This is a genomic window from Roseateles sp. P1_C1_2 (assembly GCF_056406535.1).
In genome coordinates this window covers 101,989-122,840 of record NZ_JBFUAB010000004.1, presented here as the reverse complement: position 1 = coordinate 122,840, position 20,852 = coordinate 101,989, and the positions used below count along the sequence as shown (strand labels likewise).

Below are 20,852 nucleotides of genomic sequence, written 5' to 3'. Positions count from 1 at the left end.
CGGATCTGGGCGGAGGGCGCCCTCAACTCAGGCATTCGCACCAAACTGGAACGACGCCTCATCATCACAGCACCTGGATGGTGCATTCTTGGGAGAAGCCCCGGGCCGACTCGCCCCAGACCGGCGGCTAGACTGGCCTGCCACCCTGGGAGCCCCCCCGATGCCGGAGACGTCCGCCGCCCCGCCCGCTGCCGCGCCGAACCCGGCGCCGACGGCCATCGACTGGGCCGCCGGAGGCGCTCTCGGTCTGCTGCTGGGGCTGCTGGTGGGCCTGTCGGCCGAGCCTGTCGTGTCGGCCGTCGTCACCGGGCTGGTCGCCCTGCTGGCGGCCATGTTCGGCCTGTCGGACAAACTGCCCCTGGGGCTGTCGCGCACGGGCGCGCACCGGCTGACCGCCTTCGGGCTGGCCGCCGTCGTCGCGGTGCTGCTGGGCCTGCAGCTGCGTACCCGCTGGCTGGCGCCCGATGTGGCCGAGTTGCGCCGCCAACTGGTCGAGATCGAGATCACCGACCCCGCCGAACAGAAGCAGATGCTGCGCTTCCTGCGCTACGGCCTGCTGCCAGCGGGCACCCAGGCGGCCGGCAAGGACGGCGAGGCTGCCAAGCTGGCCGTCGCGGCCGGCCTGCCCCTGCTCTATGCCGAACCGGCCAGCTTCTGCGGCCCCTTGCGCCGCCTTGTCGGCGAAAACGCTGCGGCCAGCGACGTGCTGCTGCATCTGAAGAGCGGCGGCGACGCGGCCCAACGCGCCGGCCGCGCCATCCAGGCCCTGCCCGAGGCCGAACGGGCCGCCGCGCTGCGGGCGGCGCCGCTGTATCTGTGCTCGTCATGAAGGCCCTTGCCGCGCTCGCGCTGCTGGGCGCCGGCACGGTCTGGGCCCAGGCGCCCAGCTTCGAGACTCGCCAGCAGGTGCTGCGCACCCTGGTGCAGGTGACGGCCAGCGACTGCGCCGACGGCGTCTCGCGCAGCGGCAGCGGCTTTGCCCTGGAAACCCCGGGGCGCATCGTCACGGCCCACCACGTCGTGGGGGGCTGCCGCACGGTGCAGGTCAGCTACGAGGCCGTCAAGCCGCCCGCACCGAAGCGGCGCGAAGCCCGCATCGTGCGGGTGCTGGCCGCCGGCGACCTCAGCCTGCTGCAGATCGACGCGCCGCCCAGCGTGCCGACGCTGCGCATGTCTACCCTGGCCCCATCGCGTGACCAGATCTTCTTCGGCTTCGGCTATGCCCTGGGCATGCCGACGGCGGGCGACCAGGAGGTGCGCTTCTCGACCGGCGCCACGCGGCTGACCGACATCCTGCCGCCGGCCGCTGCCGACGAATTGCGCAACAGCGGCAGCCCCATCGCCACCGAGCGCGAGGTGCTGCGCTTCAACGTCGCGCTGCAGCCGGGCATGAGCGGTGGGCCCATCGTCAATGCCAGCGGCGAGGTCATCGGCGTCGTCGCCGGTGGCCTGAAGGCCGGCGCGGCGCCGGCGAGCTGGGGCTGGCCGGGTGACGGCGTGCGCCGCCTGCTGGACTCGACGGAACCGACCGACCGCGCCGTGAAGGTGGCGAGCACCTATTACTCGCTGCCGGATCTGTCGGCCCTGCTCGCGGCGCGCCAGCAGGGGCGCAAGCTGCGTTGCGGCGCGCTGGAGTTCAGCGACTCGGGCCTGCGCACCTTGAGCGACCTGATGCGCAGCGCCGACGACATGCAGCGCGTCATCTACCTGATCAGCATCTCGGGCGACAGCATCGCGACGCTCGCCGGCGAGCAGTTCCGCGTCTGGGTCCACGCGCCCAGCGGCGCGACCGCCCTGGTGCCGGCCGAAGCCACGCTGCAGCAGGAAGGCAGCGCCTGCGCGGCACGCTCGGGTGACGGCAATCTGCAGCAACTCGTCTGGGCCGCGCTGGCCCTCACCAACCAGGATGCGACCGCGCGCATGCTGGAGTTCGAGAGCGCCATCCAGACGCCGCGCATGCCGCGCTTCGTCGCCAGCCAGTTCGACACGACACTGACGACGATGGCGATGAATCCCGTGACCGGCCAGGCCATGCCGGGCTCGCAGATGCACGACGGCGGCCTCATCTTCGCCCGCAAGGCCTTGTCGCTGTTCAAGCGCGCGCCGCAGTTCTACGGCGACCAGGTGCCCCAGGGTCATGCCTTCGAGACCCTGGTGGCACGCTCGGGCATCTTCCTGGGCGTGGCGACCCTCAACCAGCAGGTCGATCCGCGCTGGCAAGCCTGTACGCTCAACCCGCAATACCCGGGCTGCGCCGACGCCTTCCGCAATCGCCGCGCCTGGACCCGCTTCGTCCTGGCCACCCAGCTCTCCACCTTCCCCAGCTATTGATGTCCCTCGCCACCGTCCACAGCCGCGCCCTCGATGGCCTCGCCGCCGCGCCGGTCACGGTGGAAGTCCACCTGGCCAACGGCCTGCCGTCGTTCACCGTCGTCGGCTTGGCGGACACCGAAGTCAAGGAGGCGCGCGAGCGCGTCAGGGCGGCGCTGCAGAACAGCGGCCTGTCCTTCCCGGCCAACAAGCGCATCACCGTCAACCTCGCACCCGCCGACCTGCCCAAGGAGGGTGGCCGGTTTGATTTGCCGATGGCGCTGGGCCTGCTGGCGGCGAACGGCCAGATCGATGCCGCCAGGCTGGCGCGCTTCGAATGCGCGGGCGAGCTGTCGCTGGCCGGCGAACTGCGCGCCGTGCGCGGTGCCCTGGCCATGGCCCTGGCGATGCGCCAGGACGGCAGCGGGCGCGAGCTGCTGCTGCCCGAGGCCAGCGCCGCCGAAGCGGCCCTGGTCGACGGCCTGGTGGTGAGGCAGGCTGGTCATCTGCTCGATGTCGTCGCCGCCCTGCAGCCCGACGGCGACGCCCTGCCGCGCGCCACCGCCCTGCCCCGCGAGGCCGCCCGCGGCCTGCCCGATATCGCCGACATCAAGGGCCAGGCCGGCCCCAAGCGGGCGCTGGAGATCGCCGCGGCCGGCGGCCACAGCCTGCTGATGGTGGGCCCGCCGGGCACGGGCAAGTCCATGCTCGCCCAGCGCCTGGCCGGGCTGCTGCCCGCGCTGGACGACGAGGCCGCCCTCGAGTCCGCCGCGGTGCTCAGCCTGGCCGGCCAGTTCGACATCGCCCGCTGGGGCCAGCGGCCGCTGCGCTCACCCCATCACTCGGCCTCGAGCGTGGCCCTGGTGGGCGGTGGCTCCCCGCCCCGGCCCGGCGAGATCTCGCTGGCCCAGCATGGCGTGCTCTTCCTCGATGAACTGCCCGAGTTCCCGCGCGCTGCGCTGGAAGCCCTGCGCGAGCCGCTCGAGACCGGCCGCATCCTGATCTCCCGCGCCGCGCGCCAGGCCGAGTTCCCGGCCCGCTTCCAGCTCGTCGCCGCGATGAACCCCTGCCCCTGTGGTCATCTGGGCAGCCCCCTGAAGGCCTGCCGCTGCACGCCCGACCAGGTCTCGCGTTATCAGGGAAGGCTCAGCGGCCCCTTCCTCGATAGGCTTGACCTGCTCATCGAAGTGCCCGCCATCCCGCCGCGCGAGCTGCAGGACCTGGCACCGGGCGAGTCCAGCGCCGTCGTCGCGGAGCGCGTGTCGGCGGCACGCGAGCGGGCCGTCGCCCGCCAGGGCATGGCCAACGCCCAGTTGCAGGCCCAGGACCTGACCGAACATGCGGTGCTGGAGCCCGCGGCCAAGGCCTTGCTGGAGCGTTCGGCCGAGCGCCTGGGCTGGTCGGCACGCGGCTTTCACCGGGTGCTTCGCGTGGCCCGCACGGTGGCCGACCTGGCCGCGGCGGCGTCGATAGGCAGCACCCATGTCGCCGAGGCCATCCAGTTGCGCCGCGGCCTGCCCGGCCAGGCGGCCTGACCATGCGCGCCGTCTCGCGAGCCCTGGGCCTGGCCGCCGCGCTGCTGGCAGCGCTGGCGGCACCTTCGCAGGCCGCGCCCATCAGCATTGCCATGCCCAGCGGCCCGGTGTCGCTGCCGCTGCTGGTGGCCATAGACAAGCGCCTGTTCCAGGACGAAGGCCTGGACGTGGTGCGCATCCCCTGCAGCAGCGGCAGGGCCTGCCTGGCCGCGCTGCGCTCGGGCGCGGCCGATGTCGCCGCGAGCGCCGAGTTTGCCGTCGCGATGACCGCCGCGCAGACGCCCGCGGTCGCCATCCTCGCGTCCATCGGCGAGTCCACGGCCCAGCTCAAGCTCATCGCCAGCCGCCGCGCGGGCGTGCGCCAGGGCTCCGACATGGCCGGCAAGCGCATTGCCACGGTGGCCGGCACGTCGGCCGAGTACTTCCTCGACCGCTGGCTCACCTACCAGGGCATCGACCCCGAGCGCGTCAAGCTGAGCTTCGCCGAGCCCGGTGCGCTGGGCGACCTCGTGCAGCATGGCAAGGCCGCCGCCGCCGTCGTCTGGGAGCCCGAGGCCGGCCGCATCGAGGACAAGCTCGGCGACGACGCGGTCCGCCTGCCCTCGGCCCATGTCTACACCCAGCACTTCTGCATCGTCGCGCAGGCACGGGCCATCGAAAGGGACAGGCCGCGCTTCGAGAAGATGCTGCGCGCGCTGCTGCGCGCCCAGCGCTTCATCGCGGATTCGCCGGCCGATGCACAAGCCATCCTCGCGGCCAGCCTCAAGGTCGCCGCGCCCGTCGCGCAGCGCCTGATGGCCGAGCAGGACTACCGCGTCGCCTTGCACACCTCGCTGCCGACGACCATGCTCAGCCAGATCCGCTGGCAGCTGGGCCAGGACGGCAAGCCGATGGAGCCGGCCCCGTCCCTGCAGCAGCTGATCGACGCGCGCCCGCTGCAGTCGCTCGCCCCGAGCGCGGTCACCTTGACCCGGTGAGGCCCACATGCACTCCCACTTCTCGAAGTTGCTTTGGTTGCTGATGCTGGTCGCAGCCGGGCTGATGGGCACGGCGGCTGCGGCACCGTTGACCATCGCGGTGTCGCGGTCGCCGCATTCGCTGCCGGTTTTCGTGGCCCTGGCCGAAGGCCTGTTCGAGGCCGAAGGCCTGACCGTCAAGACCATCGAAGCCCCCAGCGGCCGCCGCTGCCTCAAGCTGATGGCCGAGGGCCAGGCCGACCTCGGCACGGCCGCGGAAACCGCCATCGCCTTCGAGTCCTTCGAGCGCACCGACTTCTCCATCATCGCCACCTTCTCCAGCACGTCCAGCGACGTCGAGCTGGTGGCGCGCCGCGCGGCCGGCATCAAGGCCGCGGGGGACCTCGTGGGCAAGCGCGTCGGCGTCGTCAAGGGCACCTCGGCGCAATACTTCCTGGACACCTTCCTGCTCAATAGCAACGTCGATCCGAAAGGCATCGTCCAGGTCGCCATACAGCCTGAGGCTGCGCTGGACACCCTGGCTGCCGGCCAGGTGGACGCGGTCGCAGTCTTTCAGCCCTTTGCCTATGCGGCCGCCCACAGCCCGCGCGTGGACGGCGTCGTGCTCAGCGAGTCCGGGGACTACAAGCAGACGTTCAACCTGGTGGCGCAAAACAGCGCCCTGAGGACGAGGCGGGCCGACATCGAGCGCTTCCTCAGGGCCCTGCACCGGGCCAATGAATTCATCCGCGCCCAGCCGCGCCGGGCGGAATTGATCTTCGTGAGCCGGCTGGGCGTCGAGCCGAGTTTCGCGGCCTGGGCTATGCAGCGCACCCATGTCGGGCTGTCCCTGGAGGAGGCCCTGTTGCGAACGCTGCAGTCGCAGGCGAACTGGGCCTTGCGCGAGGGCTATGCGAGCGGCAGCAAGCCGGTCGACTACCGCAACCTGATCGACGCGGGGCCGCTGCGCGCGGTGCTGCCCAACGCGGTGGGCCTGGCCCGCTGAATCCCCGGCGCCATGAAGATCCGTTCCCTCTTCATCGCTGCCGGCGTAGCCGCCGTGCTGGTGGGCGTGTCGGCCATCACCGCCATGGGGATGGCCACCGGCCAGGAAGACCGGGCGAAAGCCCAGCAGCAGCGCGCCGAGCAGGTGGCACGCGACGTCGCCGGCCTGGTGGGGGTGACCTATGTCTTCCAGCGCGAACGCGACGAGCTCTCGGTGTCGGAATGGAAGCGCTGGCACGCCAACATCGCCCGGGAGCTGGAAGGCGCGGAGCCCGAGGGGGCGTCGGAGGCCGAGCTGGCGCTGCTGAAGGACGCGGCAGCCCGCCTTCCGGTGCTCTTCGAGCGGGCGCTGAAGACCTCCGCCGCACCGGCGAGCGACTTCGAGCGCCGCCGCCGCGACCAGGCCTTCGAGCTGCTGCTCGGCGACACCCAGGCCATGGCGGACGCGGCCTTCCGCTGGTCCCGCAATGCCGGCGACGCGCGCGGCGAGGCGGAGGACGTGCACGAGCACGTCACCATGGCCGCGGTCGTCAGCTTCAGCCTGCTGCTGGCCGCCCTGGCGGTCGTCGGCGTACGCCGCGTGCTGCGCCCACTGGCACGGCTGACCGAGGCCGCGGAGGCTCTCGAACGCGGCGAGCAGGTGCCGCTGTTCGGCAGCACGACCCAGGATGAACTGGGCACGCTCAAGCGCCGCTTCGACGCCATGACCCTGGCCCTGCAACGCCGCACCGACGAAGTGCTTGAGGCCGAGCGGCGCATGCGCGAGATCACGGACAACATCCCCGTGCTCATCACAGAGTTCGATGCCGACGCCCGCATCGTGTTCGCCAACGCGACGGTCGGGCGGGTCTACGACGTGACGACGGACGCCCTCATCGGCAAGCACATCGCCGACGTGCGTGGCGAGGACGGCGCCAGGCAGCTGCGCCCCCATATCGAGGCCGTGCTGCGAGGCCAGGCGGTCGAGTTCGACAGCTCCCAGATGCTCGGTGACGCGGAGCGCCATTTCCAGCAGCTCTATGTGCCCCGGCGGGACGCCCTGGGCGACGTCGTCGGCTTCTATTCGGTGTCCATGGACATCACCGAACGCAAGGCCGCCGAGCTGGCGGTACAGGCCTCGGAGCACCGCCTCAAGGCCATCACGGACAACATCCCGGCCGTGGTCTCGCATTTCGACAAGTCGCTGCGCGCGGACTTCGGCAACCTGGCCGCGGAGAAGGTGCTGCGGCGGCCCTTGAGCGAGCTGATGGGCCTGACCTTCCAGCAGATCCGCGGCGACGCGGTCTGGCAGATCGCCAGGCCTCACATCGAGGGCGTGCTGCGCGGCGAGCCCCAGCAGTTCGAGTCTTTCGTGAAGCACGGCGACAGCACGCGCTTCTTCGACCAGAAGTACGTGCCGGACTTCGATGCGCAAGGCCGGATCCAGGGCTTCTATTCCGTCTCCTTCGACATCACCGAACGCCGCCAGGCCGAAGCGCGGCTGGCCGAAAGCGAGAAGCGGCTGCGCGACATCGCCGACAACCTGCCGGTGATGATTTCCTATATCGACAAGGACCAGCGCATGCTGTTCCTGAACGAGACCTTCAGCAAATGGACGGGGCTTGATCACCGGGCCAACATCGGCAAGACGGTGGCAGAAGCCGTTCCGGCGGCGCTTTATGAGCCTCGCCGCGAGGCCCTTGCGCGAGCGCTCGCTGGCGAGCGGGTCGAGTTCCACATCGAATCCACGGCGGCCGGCGTCTCACGGTCGCTGCACAACCTCTACCTGCCCGACGTCGACGCCGACGGGTCGACTCGCGGCCTCTATGCCCTCAGCACGGACGTGACCGAGCGCCGCCAACTCGAGCGCCGGCTCGCCGAACTGGCCCGCACCGATGCCCTCACCGGCCTGCCCAACCGCTACAGCTTCAACGAGCAATTGGCCGCCGTGATCAAGCGCGCCCACCGGGCGCAGAGCTTCACCGCGCTGCTCTTCCTCGACATCGACAGGTTCAAGCTCATCAACGACAACCATGGCCACGGCGTCGGCGACGAGGTACTGCGCGAGTTCGCGTGCCGGCTGCTGGCTCTGGTCAGGAGCACCGATTTCGTCGGGCGGCTGGCGGGCGACGAGTTCGTCGTCGTGCTGGAAGGCCTGCACGCGGCTTCCGAGGCGGAGATCGTGGCCGGCAAGATCATCGAGGCGATCAACCGACCCTTCGCGACTTCAGCCGGTGAGTTGTCGGTCGGCACCAGCATCGGCATCGCCATCCATCCGCGCGACGAACTCGGCGGCGAGGAACTGCTCGGCCGGGCCGACCAAGCGCTGTACCTCGCCAAGGGCGCGGGGCGCAACCAATGGCGAATGCACGTGACTTAGTGCGTCAGGGTCGGACGAGCTGGCCGTCCCGCTCGCGCACGATGTCGCCGGCCCTCAGCATCGGGTCGGCACCCATCTCGACGCGGCGCATCTGGCCGCTGCGGTCGACGACCTGGGCGACCCAGACGGTGGACTTCTTGGCGTTCTTCTCGACCTCGTTGCCGGCATAGCCGCCGGCCGCGGCACCGCCGACGGTCGCCAGCTTCTTGCCCGTGCCGCCGCCGATCTGGTGGCCCAGCAGGCCGCCGATGACGGCGCCGCCGACCACGCCCAGGCCGCTGCCCTTGCCCTCGCGGGTTTCGGTGTGAATTTCCTGCACCCACAGGCAACCCTTGCAGAGCGCGTCGCGCTGGGCCTGGGTTGGAATGGACAGCACCGGCGCCGGGCCGTCATCGGCGCGCACAGGGGCGGAAAGGGTCGCGGCCAGGGCCGCGGTGGCAATCAACAACTTCATTGCATCACTCCTTGGAACCGCCCTGTTTGCCGCCTCGTTGCGCCTTCAGGCGCGCACGAAGCCGTTCTCGGTCAAGCGGACCTCGTCGCCGACGCGCAGGCCGGGGTCGGCGCTGCGCTCGAAGCGGCGCAGGCGGCCGTCGCGCTCGCGCACCTGCACGATCCAGACGTTGTGGGTCTTCTGGTTCTTCTCGATCTCGTTGCCGGCATAGCCACCACCCACGGCGCCCGCCACGGTGGCCAGCTTGCGGCCATTGCCGCCGCCCACCATATTGCCCAGCAGGCCGCCGACGACGGCGCCGCCCACGGCACCCACGCCACTGCCCTTGCCCTTGCGGGCCTCGGTATGCACATCGGTCACGCGGCCACAGCTGTCGCACAGCGCCGGCGGGGCCTGGGTTTCAACGACCGGGGCCGGCTGGGCCTGGCGCACCGGGTCAGCGCTGGCCAGGCGCTGCGGCGCAGGGCTGGTCTGCGGCTGCGTCGTCGTGGCAATCGGCTCGCTGCTGACGGTCTGCGACCTGCCCACCGCATAGGCGCCGCCGAGCAGTGCCGCCACGACGGCGACGCCGGCGACGATCTGGGTGGACTTGACGGAATGTGTGGGGGTCGACATGGGGCCTCCGGTGTGGTTGGTATGACCCGCAGGATGCCCAACCCCGGCGGCCCGCCCTGTAGGACGAGGCCGCTTCGGCCTAGGGATGTCGACCTAACCCAACAGCGGCGCCAGCGCGCGGCGCGCGTCGGCCTCGCTCAGGCCGCAGCGGGCGGCCCAGTCGGCGAGCTGGTCGTCGGCTATGCGGCCGACGTTGAAGTAGGCCGCATCGGGATGAGCCAGGTAGAAGCCGCTGACGCTGGCCGCCGGCGTCATCGCCATGCTGTCGGTCAGGCCCATGCCGATCTCGTCGGGGGCGAGCACGCGGAACATGTCGCGCTTGGCGAGATGGTCCGGGCAGGCCGGGTAGCCGGGCGCGGGGCGGATGCCTTGGTACTTCTCGGCGACGAGGTCGGCATTGCTCAGCGCCTCGGCCGGCGCATAACCCCAGAACTCGCGGCGCACGCGCTCGTGCAGCCACTCGGCCGCGGCCTCGGCGAGGCGGTCGGCCAGGGCCTTGAGCATGATGGCCGAGTAGTCGTCGTGGCTGGCCAGGAAGTCGGCCTCCTTCTTGTCGACACCCAGGCCCGCCGTGACCGCGAACATGCCGATGTGGTCGCCCCCCGCTGTCGATTCCGGGGCGACGAAGTCGGACAGGCAGCGGTTGGGCCGCTTCACGCCTTCGACGACGGGGCGCTCGGACTGCATGCGCAGGCCATGCCACGTCATCGGCGGCTCGCTCTTGATCGCGATGTCGTCGTCGTTGACGCGCGCGGCCGGGTAGAGGCCGAAGACGGCATGGGCCTGCAGCCAGCGGCCGTCGATGATCTTCTTCAGCATGGCTTGGGCGTCGGCGAACACCTTGCGCGCCTCGCTGCCGACGACGGCGTCGTCGAGGATGGCCGGGTAGGGGCCGGCCAGGTCCCAGGTCTGGAAATAGGGCCCCCAGTCGATATAGCGGGCCAGCTCGGCGAGGTCGAGGTTCTTCAGCACGCGGCGGCCGGTGAACTTCGGCGCGACCGGCAGGCGGCTCAGGTCCAGCACGGCCTTGTTGGCGCGTGCGGCGGCCAGCGTCACCAGCGGCGTCTGCTTCTTGTTGGCGTGCAGTTGGCGGGTCTTCTCGGCGTCGACTTTCAGCTCGGCGATGTAGGCGGCGGCGCGGTCGTCGCTGAGCAGCTCGGTGCACACGCCCACGGCGCGCGACGCGTCGGGCACGTAGACGACCGGGCCTTCGTAGTGCGGCGAGATCTTGACGGCGGTGTGCACGCGGCTGGTGGTGGCGCCGCCGATCAGCAGCGGCATGTGGCGTGACGAGAAGTAGCTGTCGCGCTGCATCTCGGCCGCCACATGCTGCATCTCTTCAAGGCTGGGCGTGATGAGGCCCGACAGGCCGATGATGTCGGCGCCCTCTTCCTTGGCCTTCTGCAGGATGTCGCGCGCCGGCACCATGACGCCCATGTTGACGACTTCGTAGTTGTTGCACTGCAGGACCACCGTGACGATGTTCTTGCCGATGTCGTGCACATCGCCCTTGACCGTCGCCATGACGATCTTCCCCTTGGGCTTGGCGTCGCCGCCGCCTTCGATGAGCAGGCGCTTTTCTTCCTCGATATAGGGCAGCAGGTGGGCCACGGCCTGCTTCATCACGCGGGCGCTCTTGACCACCTGAGGCAGGAACATCTTGCCCTGGCCGAACAGGTCGCCGACGACGTTCATGCCGGCCATCAACGGGCCTTCGATGACATGCAGCGGCCGGCCGCCGCCAGCCAGGATGGCCTGCCAGGCTTCCTCGGTGTCGGCGTCGATGAAGTCGGTGATGCCATGCACCAGCGCATGCGACAGGCGCGCGTTGACGTCGTTGGCACGCCAGGCCAGGCGCGCCGAATCGTCCTTGCCGGCGCTCTTGGCTCGGTCGGCGATCTCGATGAGGCGCTCGCCCGCATCCGGGCGGCGGTTCAGCACCACGTCTTCGACGCGTTCACGCAGTTCGGCATCGAGGTCGTCATAGACGCCCACCATGCCGGCGTTGACGATGCCCATGTCCATGCCGGCCTGGATGGCGTGGTACAGGAAGACGGTGTGGATGGCCTCGCGCACCGGCTCGTTGCCGCGGAAGCTGAAGGACACGTTGGACACGCCCCCCGACACCTTGGCGCCGGGCAGGTTCTGCTTGATCCAGCGCGTGGCCTCGATGAAGTCCACCGCGTAGTTGTCGTGCTCCTCGATGCCGGTGGCGATCGCGAAGATATTGGGGTCGAAGATGATGTCCTCGGGCGGGAAGTCCACCTCGTCGACGAGGAAGCGGTAGGCCCGCTCGCAGATCTCCGTCTTGCGCGCGAAGGTGTCGGCCTGGCCCTTTTCGTCGAAGGCCATCACGACGGCCGCCGCGCCATAGCGCTTGACGAGCTTGGCCTGGCGCCGGAACTCGGCCTCGCCTTCCTTCAGCGAGATGGAGTTGACGATGCCCTTGCCCTGGATGCACTTCAGGCCGGCCTCGATGACGCTCCACTTGGAGGAGTCGATCATGATGGGCACGCGCGCGATCTCGGGCTCGCCGGCGATCAGGTTCAGGAAGCGCACCATGGCCGCCTGGCTGTCCAGCATGGCCTCGTCCATGTTGATGTCGATGACCTGGGCGCCGTTCTCGACCTGCTGGCGCGCCACGGCCAGGGCCTGCTCGAACTGGCCCGCGAGGATCATGCGGGCGAAGGCCTTGGAGCCGGTGACGTTGGTGCGCTCGCCGATGTTGACGAACAGGCTGCCTGCGTCGATGGCGACGGGCTCGAGGCCGGAGAGCTTGAGGGGAGGCGGGGTGGTCATCGATGCGTTTCGCGCGGGAAATCGATGAGCGCCGTTGGAAAACGATCCGAGCCTGGGGGAGGGAGCCTGTTCAAGGCCTCTTCACGGCGCCCGTTGCCCCGCAAAGGCAGTGGATGCAAGGCGCAAACCGCAGCCGGGTTGGACACCCGGCGAGGATTTGCAACGCCGCAGCCGCTGATTTTGCGGGGCAACCCGAAGGGCAAGGCATCCCAGGGCCGCACTCGTCGTTGCGTCACTTGCCCGCACATCAGTGCGGGCGGCGTACCGCGCCTAGATTGCGGCCCTGGGATGCCTTGCGGGCACCATGAAGAGGCCTTGAGCAGGCTCCAGCCCTCGCAGCGCTCCTCGGATGAGCCGGGAATTCTACGCAGCCACCCCTTCGCCAACGCTCAAGATCGGCTCTTCCATGCCGAAGGCCGTTGAGAATGCCGCAATCCATGGCCTCCGAACTCATCCCTCTACCCGCCCGCACCCTGCGGCTGGGCATGACCCTGCCCTACGACCTCTTCGACGCCAACGGCAAGCTGCTGTTCGCGCGCGGCCAGGTGCTGCGCGACTCGCCACTGGTACGCGGCCTCGTCGACGGCGGCGCCTGGGTGAACTCCTCGGACACGATGGAGTACCAGCGCGCCCTGGCCCACCGCCTGGACACCATGGTCATGCAGGACGTGTCGCTGTCCGACATCGCCAAGGCCGACGGCAGCTTCCGGCTGGACACCCTGGTGCCGAGCAAGGTCGAGCTGGGCCCGCGCGAGGCCTGGTCCGACCTGCTGCTGCACACCCATGGCCTGCTGCGCGAAGCCGACCCGGCGGACTTTCAAGCCCGCCTCACGCTGCTGCGCGACACCGCGCTGAAGCGCCTGCACGCCCACCCGGATGCCACGCTGATGCTGCTCGTCTTCGAGAGCAGCCAGGAGTTCGGCGACTACAGCGCCCGCCATGCCCTGTTGACGCTGCTGCTCTGCGACCTCGTCGCGCAGCAGATGCAGCTGCCGCCCGAGGTGCGCGCCGCGCTGCAGGGCGCCGCGCTGACGATGAACTACGGCGCCGGCCCCGCGCATGACCGCCTGGCCGCCCAGGTCGACGCCGCCACACCCGCCCAGCGCCAGGCCCTGGCCGCCCACGGCGACCGTGCCGCGCAGCGCCTGGCCCAGGTCGGCGTCACCGACCCCGTCTGGCTGACCGCCGTGCGCCTGCATCACGAAGCCGGCCCCGGCCCGCTCGGCAGCCGCAGCGACGGCGAGAAGCTGGCGCGGCTGCTGCGCCGCATCGACCTCTTCGGCGCGCGGCTGTCGCCCCGCCGCAGCCGCGCGGCCATGAGCGGCGCCGCGGCGGCGCGCGCCGTCTTCCTCGATGAACTCGGCCAGCCCGACGAGGCTGGCGCGGCCCTGATCAAGACCGTCGGCCTCTACCCGCCCGGCAGCATCGTGCGCCTGGCCAATGGCGAGGTCGGCCTGGTCTTCAAGCGCGGCTTCAGCGCCAACGAGCCGCTGGTGGCCGCGCTGATCGGCAAGAGCGGCAGCCCACTGAGCAACCCGGTGCCGCGCGACACGCGCCTGGCGGCCCAGGCCATCACGGCCAGCCTGGCGCCGGCGGAGTTCAAGCTGCGGGTGAATCTGGAAGCGCTGTTGAAGCTTTAACCGGCGGTTGATTTCGCGCAGCAAGGGCGGCCCTCGGGCCGCTCTTTTCATTCAGACGCTTGCTTTCGCCCGACTGTGCATATATTCTGTGTATACACATTATGCACAGCAGTCTCTTCATCTCCCAGACGGACGCCCGGCCGATGTATCTGCAGATCGTCGAGCAGATCCGTCAGCGCGTCGCCGCGGGCGACTGGCCGGCGGGGCAGGAGCTGCCCTCCATCCGGGCGCTGGCCGCCGACCTGCGCGTCAGCGTCATCACCGTGAAGCGCGCCTACCTGGACCTGGAGTCCGAAGGCGTCATCGTCACCCGCCACGGCAAGGGCTCCTTCGTGGCGGATGCGCAGGGACTGGCCAAGGACATGCGCCTGGCCCAGCTCGACACCCACCTCGCCGCAGCCAGCGAGATCGCCCGTTCGCTGGCCATGCCCGAGCCCGACCTCATAGCCCGACTGCGCGATGCGCTGAACACCCAGGAGCCCACGCAATGAGCGCGAAAGCCATCGACATGAAGGGCGTGCGCAAGGCGTTCCGCTTCTTCACGCTGGAGGACGTGTCCCTCGACCTCGAGCAGGGCCAGATCATGGGCCTCGTCGGCCCCAACGGCGCCGGCAAGAGCACCACCATCCGGCTGCTGATGGGCCTGCTGACGCCCGACGCCGGCAGCATCCGCCTGCTCGGCCAGGAGATGCCACGCCAGCAGGCCGTGGCCAAGGCCGACGTCGGCTTCGTCAGCGACGACATGAAGCTGCTGCCGCAGGCGACGCTGGCCTGGCATATGGACTTTGTCGCGTCCCTCTACCCCGGCTGGGACGCGGCCTATGCCGCCAGGCTGCTGAAGCGCTTCGGCCTGCACGCGGGGCAGATGGCCAAGCACCTGTCCACCGGCGAGCAGGCCAAGGCCCTGCTGCTGCTGGCCCTGGCTCGCCGCCCGCGCCTGCTGGTGCTGGACGAACCCACCTCGGGCATGGACCCCGTCGCAAGGCACGAACTGCTGACCGAGTTCATGGACGTGCTGCGCGACGACAGCCGCTCCATCCTGTTCTCGTCGCACAACACGCTGGACGTCGAGCGCATCTCCGACCGCATCACCTTCATCGACCGCGGCCGCGTCGTCGCGTCGAACAACAAGGAGGACTACCTCGAACGCTGGCGCACGCTGCGGCTGAGGTTGCCCGACGGTTTGCCGGACTGGAAGCTGCCGGAGATCGTCCACCGCGACGTCGACGGTCCCAACATCACGCTGACCGTCGACGGCTTCAGCGACGACTTCCTCGCCCGCCTCGGCGCGCCCGTGCAGGAAGTGCACCGCATGAGCCTGGAAGAGGTCTTCGTCGCCACCGTCATGCACAGCCGCGAGGCCCGCACACCATGAATCCGCTCACGCGCAAGCTCGTCATCAAGGAGCTCTACCTGTTCCGCTGGCTGCTGGTGGGCGGCACCGCCGCGGGCTTCGCCGGCCTGCTCAGCGCCAGCGCCGGCGAGGTGGGCTTCAACATCGGCTTCATCGTCTGGCTGACGGCCATCATCGCCCTGGGCGTCATGCTGGCGCTGTTCGGCATCGCCACCGAGCGCAAGGAGCGCTCCCTGCTCTTCATGCTCAGCCTGCCGCTGTCGCCGGGCGACTATGTGCGCGCCAAGCTGCTCGGCCTGCTGGCCTGCTTCCTGCTGCCCTGGGGCCTGCTGAGTGCCGGCTCGCTGGCCCTCATCCTCGTCATGCCGGGCATCCCGGACGGCCTGCTGCCCTACGCGGTGCTGCTGTGCGTCTTCATGCTGCTGAACTTCTCGATCGTGCTGTGCGGCGCGCTGCACATCGCCTCCGAAGCCGGCATGGGCGGCCTGATCATCCTGACCAATATGTCCATCTCGCTGTTCATGATGGGCGTAGGCCGCATCCCCGCCATCGGCCAGTACACGCAGGCGGCCGCCCCGGTCTGGAATGCCGCCTTCTGGCAGCTGCTCGCTGCCGAACTGGCCTTGACCCTGCTGACCCTCTCCCTGCCCCTGTTCATCGCCGCAAGACGGCGCGACTTCCTCTAGGAGCGCTCATGACTTCCCAACCCAACGGCGAGAGGCTGCACGCCCTCGACGCAGTGCGGAGCTTTGCCCTTTTGCTGGGCGTGGCCTTCCACGCGATGCTGTCCTTCATCCCCGGCATGCCGCCCGGCCTGTGGGCCATGAACGACAACTCGCCCAGCCCGTTCCTCGCCGACGCGAGCTTCGTGGCGCACAGCTTCCGCATGCTGCTCTTCTTCTTCATCGCCGGCTTCTTCGCGCGGCTGCTGCACCAGCGCCTGGGCACGGCCGGCTTCTGGGCCAACCGCGGCAAGCGCATCGCCGTGCCGCTGATCGTCGGCTGGCCACTGCTGTTCGTCGCCATCATCTTCGTGTGGTCGCTCGGCATGCGGAAGGTCTTCCACGGCACGCCCCCCGCACCACCCGAGATGCCCAAGACCTTCGGCGCGCTGCCGCTGTTCCACCTGTGGTTCCTCTACCAGCTGCTGTGGCTGTACGCCGGTGCGCTGGGCGTGCGCAGCCTCGTCGCGAAGCTGGACCGCCACCAGACCCTGCGCGGCCTCGTCGACCGCCTCACGACCGGCGCCTTGCGCTGGCCCGCCGGTGCATTGCTGCTGGGCCTGCCGCTGGCGTCCTGCCTGCTGGCGCTGCCGATGTGGATGCCCTGGGCCGGCATCCCCACGCCCGACCAGTCGTTGATCCCGCAGCTGCCTGCCACGCTGGGCTATGGCACGGCCTTCGCGTTCGGCTGGCTGGTGCAGCGCGCGCCCGACGCACTGGCGGCCCTGCGCGGGCGCTGGCTGGTGCATCTGGCGCTGGCCATCGCCTCCTCGGCCGTCTGCCTCTACGTGCTGAAGACCCAGCCGGTCTTCGGCATGCCCGCCCAACCCAAGCTGATCTTCACGCTGTCCTTCGTCGCCTCGGCTTGGGGCTGGAGCTTCGCCATCACCGGTGCGGCGCTGCGCTTCCTGTCCGGCCACAGCCCGGCGCGGCGCTATGTGGCCGATGCGTCCTACTGGATCTACCTGGCCCACCTGCCGGTCGTCGCCGCCTTGCAGGTCTGGGTGGGCGACTGGCCGCTGCACTGGAGCCTGAAGTACCCCTTCGTCGTCGTCGCCAGCCTGGCCCTGCTGCTGCTGAGCTATCACTTCCTCGTCCGTTCGACGCTCATCGGCAAGCTGCTCAACGGCCGCATCTACCCGCGCCGTGCCGCCACGGCGCCCGTCGAGATGCCCGCGGACGACGAGGTCGTCGCCTCGCTGTGCGGCGTGTCCAAGCGCTATGGCAAGCTGGAGGCGCTCAGCAGCGTCGACCTGCAGCTCAAGCGCGGCGAACTGCTGGCGCTGCTCGGCCCCAATGGCGCCGGCAAGTCCACCGCCATCTCGCTGTGGCTGGGCCTGCATGACGCCGACGCCGGCCTCGTGCGCCTGCTCGGCGGCTCGCCGCAGGAGATCGCGCGGCGCCAGGGCCTGGGCGTCATGATGCAGGACGTCGAGCTGCCCAAGGACTTGAAGGTCCACGAGCTCGTCGCCCTGTCGGCCAGCTACTACGCGAACCCCCTGAGCGTGAAGGACACGCTGGCGCGCGCCGGCATCACGGCCCTCGCGAGCCGCCCCTACGGCAAGCTCTCGGGCGGCCAGAAGCGCCAGGTGCAGTTCGCCATCGCCATCTGCGGCCGGCCCAAGGTGCTGTTCCTGGACGAGCCCACCGTCGGCCTCGACATCCAGGCCCGCGAGCTGATGTGGGACAACATCCGGGCGCTGCTGCGCGAGGGCTGCTCCATCCTGCTGACGACGCACTACCTCGAAGAGGCGGAAGCTCTCGCGAGCCGCGTCGCCGTGCTCGGCAAGGGCCGCGTCATCGCCTCGGGCAGCGTGGCCGAGATGCGCGCGCTGGTGTCGCGCCGCCACATCCGCTGCGAGACCACGCTGGTGCCGGGCGATGTGAGCCAGTGGCCGGGCGTGGTGGACGTGTGCTGCGATCACGACCAGCTCGCCATCGTCGCCACCGACGCCGAAGCCGTCGTGCGCCGCCTGCTCGCGGCCGATCCCACGCTGTCGCGCCTGGAAGTGAAGCAGGCCGGGCTCAACGATGCATTCAACGCCCTGACACAGGAGGCCGCATGACCACGCTGACCCACCCCCTGGAGCTGGCGCCGCCGCGGCGCGCGGCCTCGCCCTACGTCGTCGAAATCCGGCTCGAACTGCTGCGCCTGCTGCGCGCGCCGGCCTTCGCGCTGCCGATGTTCGTGCTGCCGGTGGCCCTCTACCTGCTGTTCGCCTTCGCCGTGGCCGGCGAGCAGGCGGCCAAGGACCCGGACACCGCGCGCTTCATGTTCGCCGGCTTCTCGCTGATGGCCGTGACCATGGCCGCGGTGTTCGCCACCTGCCCTTCCATCGCGCTGGAGCGCGAGCTGGGCCTGCTGACCCTCAAGCGCGCCCAGCCCGCGCCGCCCGGCGCCTGGCTGACGGCCAAGATCGTGGCGGGCATCGTGACCGGCACCATCGCCTATCTGCCCATCCTCGTCGTCACCGCCGTCAGCGGCCAGGCGGCTTTGAGCGCCGGCCAGCTCGCCGCCATGAGCGCCGTGCTGGTGGCGGGCGCCATCCCCTTCTGCGCGCTCGGGCTGATGGTGGGTGCGCTGGCCAGCGGCTCCGCCGCGCCCGCCTATGCCCACCTGCTCTATCTGCCGGGCCTCTATCTGTCGGGCGTGTTCTTCCCGCTGCCCAAGTCGATGTACTTCCAGGCGCCGTACTGGCCGCAGTTCCATCTCAACCAGCTCGTCTTCGCCGCCGGCGGCGTCGAAAAGTTCCGCTGGATCGGCCCGGAGATGGCCTTCGCCGTGCTGCTGGGCTTCACGGTGCTGTGCAGCGGCATCGCCCTGCACCGGCTGAAGCGGCGCGGCTGAAGGAAACGGCGGCCCGCAGGCCGCCCCATCCCTCGCCGTGGATCAGCGCTTGGCCGAACCGTCGGCCGAGGCGTTCAGCGCGACGCCGTTGTCGGTGCGTGAGGCCTTGGCCGCGGCGCTGCCTTCGGCCTGAGCCTTGCGGCCGGCGGCCTGGCCGCTGGCGCTGCCGCCCAGGTCCTGCTTGCTGGCGTTGCCGTTGGCGTTGCCGCCCAGCGTCAGCGGCGAAGCAGGCTTGGCGGGTGTCGTGGCAGCTGTGGGCGCAGCCGGCGCCGCGGGGGTCACCGGTGCCGTGGCCGTCGGCGTGGTGGGTGCTGCCGGGGTCGTGGCGGCCGGCGTGTCGCCCTGCTTCAGCGCGCCATCCAGCGCGCCGCTGCCCTGGCCAGCCAGGCTGCCACTGACGCCGTTGGCCGTGCCGTTCAGCGCGCCGCTGAGGCTGCCATCGGCGCTGCCCGAGGCGTTGCCGACGGTATTGCCCAGCGAATCCTTGGCGCCTTCGCTGGCGGTCTTCAGCTCGCCGACCTTGGCGGCCGCCGTGTCCTTGACACCGCCCACGGCGCCCTTGGTCTTGTCGACCGTGCCCTTGATCAGCGAGCCCTCGGCATTGGCCGAGCCGTTGGCCTTGCCGCCGACGTCGAGCTGGCGCGGCGACAGCGCGCCGTTCAGGCCGCCGGTCAAGCCACCGGTGAGGCCGCCACCACCGCCGCCGAGCAGGCCGGCGTGGGCATTGGCGGCGAGCAGGCCAGCCGCGACGGCAGCAATGCTCAGCGTGGTGCGAAGAACTTGGGTGCGACGGGTTGCAGACATGATGAATCTCCGGGTGGTTGGATCAGAAGAGCCAGCGATTCCGGCCCTTTCACTGAGTACAACGAGCACCGTCGAAACATCCTTCCCCGCCGAGATGCAAGCTTGTGTATCAGCGCGCCTGACGCGCCTGCAACTGCTCGGGCACCACACGCAGGTCTTCGGCGACGAGGCCGCGGCCATAGACCGGATCACGGCCCGGCGCGCCGAGGTCGATGGCCGAGGCAGCCAGGCGTTCCAGCACCGCAGCAGCGGCCGCCGGGTCGGGTTCGCGCAGTTCCAAAGCGAGCAGGCCGGCCACCAGCGGCGCGGCATACGAGGTGCCGCGCGCGATGCCATAGTCGCCGCCACTGCGGGCCACCGCGACATCGGCGCCCGGCGCCGTCAGCAGCACCTGCGCCCCCTGCGCCGCCTCGGGCAGCACGCGGCGCGACGGGTTCACACCGGTCACGCCGACGACACCGGCATAGGACGCCGGGAACAGCGGCGGCGCGGCCGGGCCGTCGTTGCCGACCGCCGCGACAAGCAGATGGCCGCGCTTCACCAAGGCCGCAACACCCTGCTCCAGCAGCCGGTTCTGCGGCCCGACGAGGCTGAGGTTGATGACGGCGACACGCTCGCGCGCCATCCAGGCCAGGGCGCGCACGACCTCCTCGGCCGAGCCGCCATCCGGCTTGTCGCAATAGACGTCGGCGGCGAAGAGTTCGGCCTTCACCGCCGCGCCGGCGAAGCCGCGATCACGGCCGACGAGCAGGGACGCGACGGCAGTGCCATGTTCGCTGGCCACGGCGCTGCCACCGCAGCCGAAGCTGGGGCCGGCGGCATGGCGCAGCGCCGCATGGCGGCGGTCCACACCGCCGTCGATGAGGCCCACGCGCACCGGGCCGCGCTGTGCCGGGACGGTGGCCGCAGCGGCCTTTGTCACCTCGCCGCTGCGTGAATACAGATGGTTGAAATCGGCCTGCAGCCCGGGCTGGGCGGCGCGCAGCCTGTCCAGTGCCTCGGCCGTGTCCAGGCCCGCGGGCACGCGCAGCACGACCTCGCGCAGCTCGAGCTCGGGCCAGGCCTCCTCACGCAGCTTGACCAGGCCCAGGGCCGTCGCCGCCGCCAACGCAGCCTCGCTGGGCGACAGCAGCACCAGCTCGCGGCGGCGGATCAGCTCGCCGCGCGGATCGGCCTCGACGACATCCGGATGGCGCTGCAGCAGGTCGCGCACGGTCGTCAGGCGCAGGTCCACCAGCTGCGTGGCGGACGACAGCAGCTCGGGCAGGGGTTGCACGACGCGGTCCACCACACGATCCACGACGCCGGGCAGGCGCTGCACTCCCGGCAGCTGCGGCAGGCGCAGCTGGGCCTGGGCCGGCGCAGTCAGCGCGGCGGCGATCGACAGGGCGAAGACGGCTTGTTTCATGGCTTTGTGAGGATAACGAGCGACAGCGGGAAGAAAATCCATG

General features: G+C 70.3%; 17 protein-coding genes. 12 read left to right on the top strand and 5 right to left on the bottom strand.

Translation table 11 applies throughout. The features are described 5' to 3' along the window. The first annotated feature begins 160 nt into the window (after positions 1–160). Genes AC1D2H_RS05195 through AC1D2H_RS05170 form a run of 6 tightly spaced genes read left to right on the top strand, consistent with a single transcriptional unit; the run spans position 161 to position 8,165 of the window. Positions 161–829: a hypothetical protein gene (locus tag AC1D2H_RS05195; RefSeq protein WP_478010144.1), complete on the top strand. Its 669-nt coding sequence runs from the start codon at positions 161–163 to the stop codon at positions 827–829. After that, the gene (locus AC1D2H_RS05190; protein ID WP_478010143.1) at positions 826–2,331 is read left to right on the top strand and encodes a S1 family peptidase; all 1,506 of its coding nucleotides are present in this window, start codon (positions 826–828) and stop codon (positions 2,329–2,331) included. Before AC1D2H_RS05195 ends, AC1D2H_RS05190 begins: the two co-directional genes overlap by 4 nt. Next, positions 2,331–3,845: a YifB family Mg chelatase-like AAA ATPase gene (locus AC1D2H_RS05185; protein ID WP_478010142.1), complete on the top strand. Its 1,515-nt coding sequence runs from the start codon at positions 2,331–2,333 to the stop codon at positions 3,843–3,845. The genes AC1D2H_RS05190 and AC1D2H_RS05185 overlap by 1 nt, the downstream gene beginning before the upstream one ends. A gap of 2 nt (positions 3,846–3,847) precedes the next feature. After that, positions 3,848–4,822, top strand: a complete 975-nt coding sequence (locus AC1D2H_RS05180) for an ABC transporter substrate-binding protein (RefSeq protein ID WP_478010141.1) — start codon at positions 3,848–3,850, stop codon at positions 4,820–4,822. Between the two features lie 7 nt (positions 4,823–4,829). Continuing rightward, complete coding sequence (locus AC1D2H_RS05175) at positions 4,830–5,807, top strand: ABC transporter substrate-binding protein (protein ID WP_478010140.1); 978 nt, start codon at positions 4,830–4,832, stop codon at positions 5,805–5,807. A gap of 12 nt (positions 5,808–5,819) precedes the next feature. Next, positions 5,820–8,165: a PAS domain-containing protein gene (locus AC1D2H_RS05170; RefSeq protein ID WP_478010139.1), complete on the top strand. Its 2,346-nt coding sequence runs from the start codon at positions 5,820–5,822 to the stop codon at positions 8,163–8,165. 4 nt (positions 8,166–8,169) lie between these two features. On the opposite strand, the gene AC1D2H_RS05165 is transcribed toward AC1D2H_RS05170, so the two are convergent. From AC1D2H_RS05165 to metH, 3 genes are all read right to left on the bottom strand, one after another. After that, positions 8,170–8,619, bottom strand: coding sequence for a glycine zipper 2TM domain-containing protein (locus AC1D2H_RS05165; RefSeq protein WP_477927794.1), 450 nt, complete (start codon positions 8,617–8,619; stop codon positions 8,170–8,172). A 45-nt stretch (positions 8,620–8,664) separates the two neighbouring features. Next, positions 8,665–9,234, bottom strand: coding sequence for a glycine zipper 2TM domain-containing protein (locus AC1D2H_RS05160; protein WP_477927792.1), 570 nt, complete (start codon positions 9,232–9,234; stop codon positions 8,665–8,667). Positions 9,235–9,327: 93 nt separating this feature from the next. Further along, entirely contained in the window at positions 9,328–12,033 is a 2,706-nt protein-coding gene (metH, locus tag AC1D2H_RS05155; RefSeq protein WP_478010138.1) for a methionine synthase, read from the bottom strand. A gap of 437 nt (positions 12,034–12,470) precedes the next feature. Between metH and AC1D2H_RS05150 the strand changes: the two genes are divergently transcribed. The 6 genes from AC1D2H_RS05150 (at position 12,471) to AC1D2H_RS05125 (ending at position 18,597) form a co-directional block, all read left to right on the top strand. Beyond that, the gene (locus tag AC1D2H_RS05150) at positions 12,471–13,673 is read left to right on the top strand and encodes an HD-GYP domain-containing protein (RefSeq protein WP_478010137.1); all 1,203 of its coding nucleotides are present in this window, start codon (positions 12,471–12,473) and stop codon (positions 13,671–13,673) included. A gap of 101 nt (positions 13,674–13,774) precedes the next feature. Further along, positions 13,775–14,164 (top strand): GntR family transcriptional regulator, encoded by a 390-nt coding sequence (locus tag AC1D2H_RS05145; protein WP_477927787.1) that lies wholly within the window; start codon positions 13,775–13,777, stop codon positions 14,162–14,164. After that, on the top strand, positions 14,161–15,048 hold the full coding sequence (locus tag AC1D2H_RS05140; RefSeq protein WP_478010136.1) for an ABC transporter ATP-binding protein: 888 nt from the start codon (positions 14,161–14,163) through the stop codon (positions 15,046–15,048). The genes AC1D2H_RS05145 and AC1D2H_RS05140 overlap by 4 nt, the downstream gene beginning before the upstream one ends. Further along, positions 15,045–15,713, top strand: a complete 669-nt coding sequence (locus AC1D2H_RS05135) for a hypothetical protein (RefSeq protein WP_478010135.1) — start codon at positions 15,045–15,047, stop codon at positions 15,711–15,713. Before AC1D2H_RS05140 ends, AC1D2H_RS05135 begins: the two co-directional genes overlap by 4 nt. Positions 15,714–15,721: 8 nt before the next feature. After that, a complete protein-coding gene (locus AC1D2H_RS05130) occupies positions 15,722–17,815 on the top strand; it encodes an ATP-binding cassette domain-containing protein (protein WP_478010134.1) in 2,094 nt (697 codons plus the stop codon). Beyond that, positions 17,812–18,597 carry an ABC transporter permease gene (locus AC1D2H_RS05125; protein WP_478010133.1) on the top strand — a complete coding sequence of 262 codons (786 nt, stop codon included), beginning with the start codon at positions 17,812–17,814 and terminating at the stop codon, positions 18,595–18,597. The genes AC1D2H_RS05130 and AC1D2H_RS05125 overlap by 4 nt, the downstream gene beginning before the upstream one ends. A gap of 42 nt (positions 18,598–18,639) precedes the next feature. Here the strand turns inward: AC1D2H_RS05125 and AC1D2H_RS05120 are convergent, their stop codons facing one another. Further along, the gene (locus tag AC1D2H_RS05120) at positions 18,640–19,401 is read right to left on the bottom strand and encodes a hypothetical protein (protein WP_478010132.1); all 762 of its coding nucleotides are present in this window, start codon (positions 19,399–19,401) and stop codon (positions 18,640–18,642) included. Between the two features lie 109 nt (positions 19,402–19,510). After that, a complete protein-coding gene (locus AC1D2H_RS05115) occupies positions 19,511–20,809 on the bottom strand; it encodes a S8 family serine peptidase (protein WP_478010131.1) in 1,299 nt (432 codons plus the stop codon). Positions 20,810–20,852: the final 43 nt, after the last annotated feature.

What these genes read in the sequence shown, in the direction of transcription:
- AC1D2H_RS05195 (WP_478010144.1), top strand. Translation starts at nt 161, where the DNA reads ATGCCGGAGACGTCCGCCGCCCCGCCCGCTGCCGCGCCGAACCCGGCG.
- AC1D2H_RS05190 (WP_478010143.1), top strand. Translation starts at nt 826, where the DNA reads ATGAAGGCCCTTGCCGCGCTCGCGCTGCTGGGCGCCGGCACGGTCTGG.
- AC1D2H_RS05185 (WP_478010142.1), top strand. Translation starts at nt 2,331, where the DNA reads ATGTCCCTCGCCACCGTCCACAGCCGCGCCCTCGATGGCCTCGCCGCC.
- AC1D2H_RS05180 (WP_478010141.1), top strand. Translation starts at nt 3,848, where the DNA reads ATGCGCGCCGTCTCGCGAGCCCTGGGCCTGGCCGCCGCGCTGCTGGCA.
- AC1D2H_RS05175 (WP_478010140.1), top strand. Translation starts at nt 4,830, where the DNA reads ATGCACTCCCACTTCTCGAAGTTGCTTTGGTTGCTGATGCTGGTCGCA.
- AC1D2H_RS05170 (WP_478010139.1), top strand. Translation starts at nt 5,820, where the DNA reads ATGAAGATCCGTTCCCTCTTCATCGCTGCCGGCGTAGCCGCCGTGCTG.
- AC1D2H_RS05165 (WP_477927794.1), bottom strand. Translation starts at nt 8,619, where the DNA reads ATGAAGTTGTTGATTGCCACCGCGGCCCTGGCCGCGACCCTTTCCGCC.
- AC1D2H_RS05160 (WP_477927792.1), bottom strand. Translation starts at nt 9,234, where the DNA reads ATGTCGACCCCCACACATTCCGTCAAGTCCACCCAGATCGTCGCCGGC.
- metH (WP_478010138.1), bottom strand. Translation starts at nt 12,033, where the DNA reads ATGACCACCCCGCCTCCCCTCAAGCTCTCCGGCCTCGAGCCCGTCGCC.
- AC1D2H_RS05150 (WP_478010137.1), top strand. Translation starts at nt 12,471, where the DNA reads ATGGCCTCCGAACTCATCCCTCTACCCGCCCGCACCCTGCGGCTGGGC.
- AC1D2H_RS05145 (WP_477927787.1), top strand. Translation starts at nt 13,775, where the DNA reads ATGCACAGCAGTCTCTTCATCTCCCAGACGGACGCCCGGCCGATGTAT.
- AC1D2H_RS05140 (WP_478010136.1), top strand. Translation starts at nt 14,161, where the DNA reads ATGAGCGCGAAAGCCATCGACATGAAGGGCGTGCGCAAGGCGTTCCGC.
- AC1D2H_RS05135 (WP_478010135.1), top strand. Translation starts at nt 15,045, where the DNA reads ATGAATCCGCTCACGCGCAAGCTCGTCATCAAGGAGCTCTACCTGTTC.
- AC1D2H_RS05130 (WP_478010134.1), top strand. Translation starts at nt 15,722, where the DNA reads ATGACTTCCCAACCCAACGGCGAGAGGCTGCACGCCCTCGACGCAGTG.
- AC1D2H_RS05125 (WP_478010133.1), top strand. Translation starts at nt 17,812, where the DNA reads ATGACCACGCTGACCCACCCCCTGGAGCTGGCGCCGCCGCGGCGCGCG.
- AC1D2H_RS05120 (WP_478010132.1), bottom strand. Translation starts at nt 19,401, where the DNA reads ATGTCTGCAACCCGTCGCACCCAAGTTCTTCGCACCACGCTGAGCATT.
- AC1D2H_RS05115 (WP_478010131.1), bottom strand. Translation starts at nt 20,809, where the DNA reads ATGAAACAAGCCGTCTTCGCCCTGTCGATCGCCGCCGCGCTGACTGCG.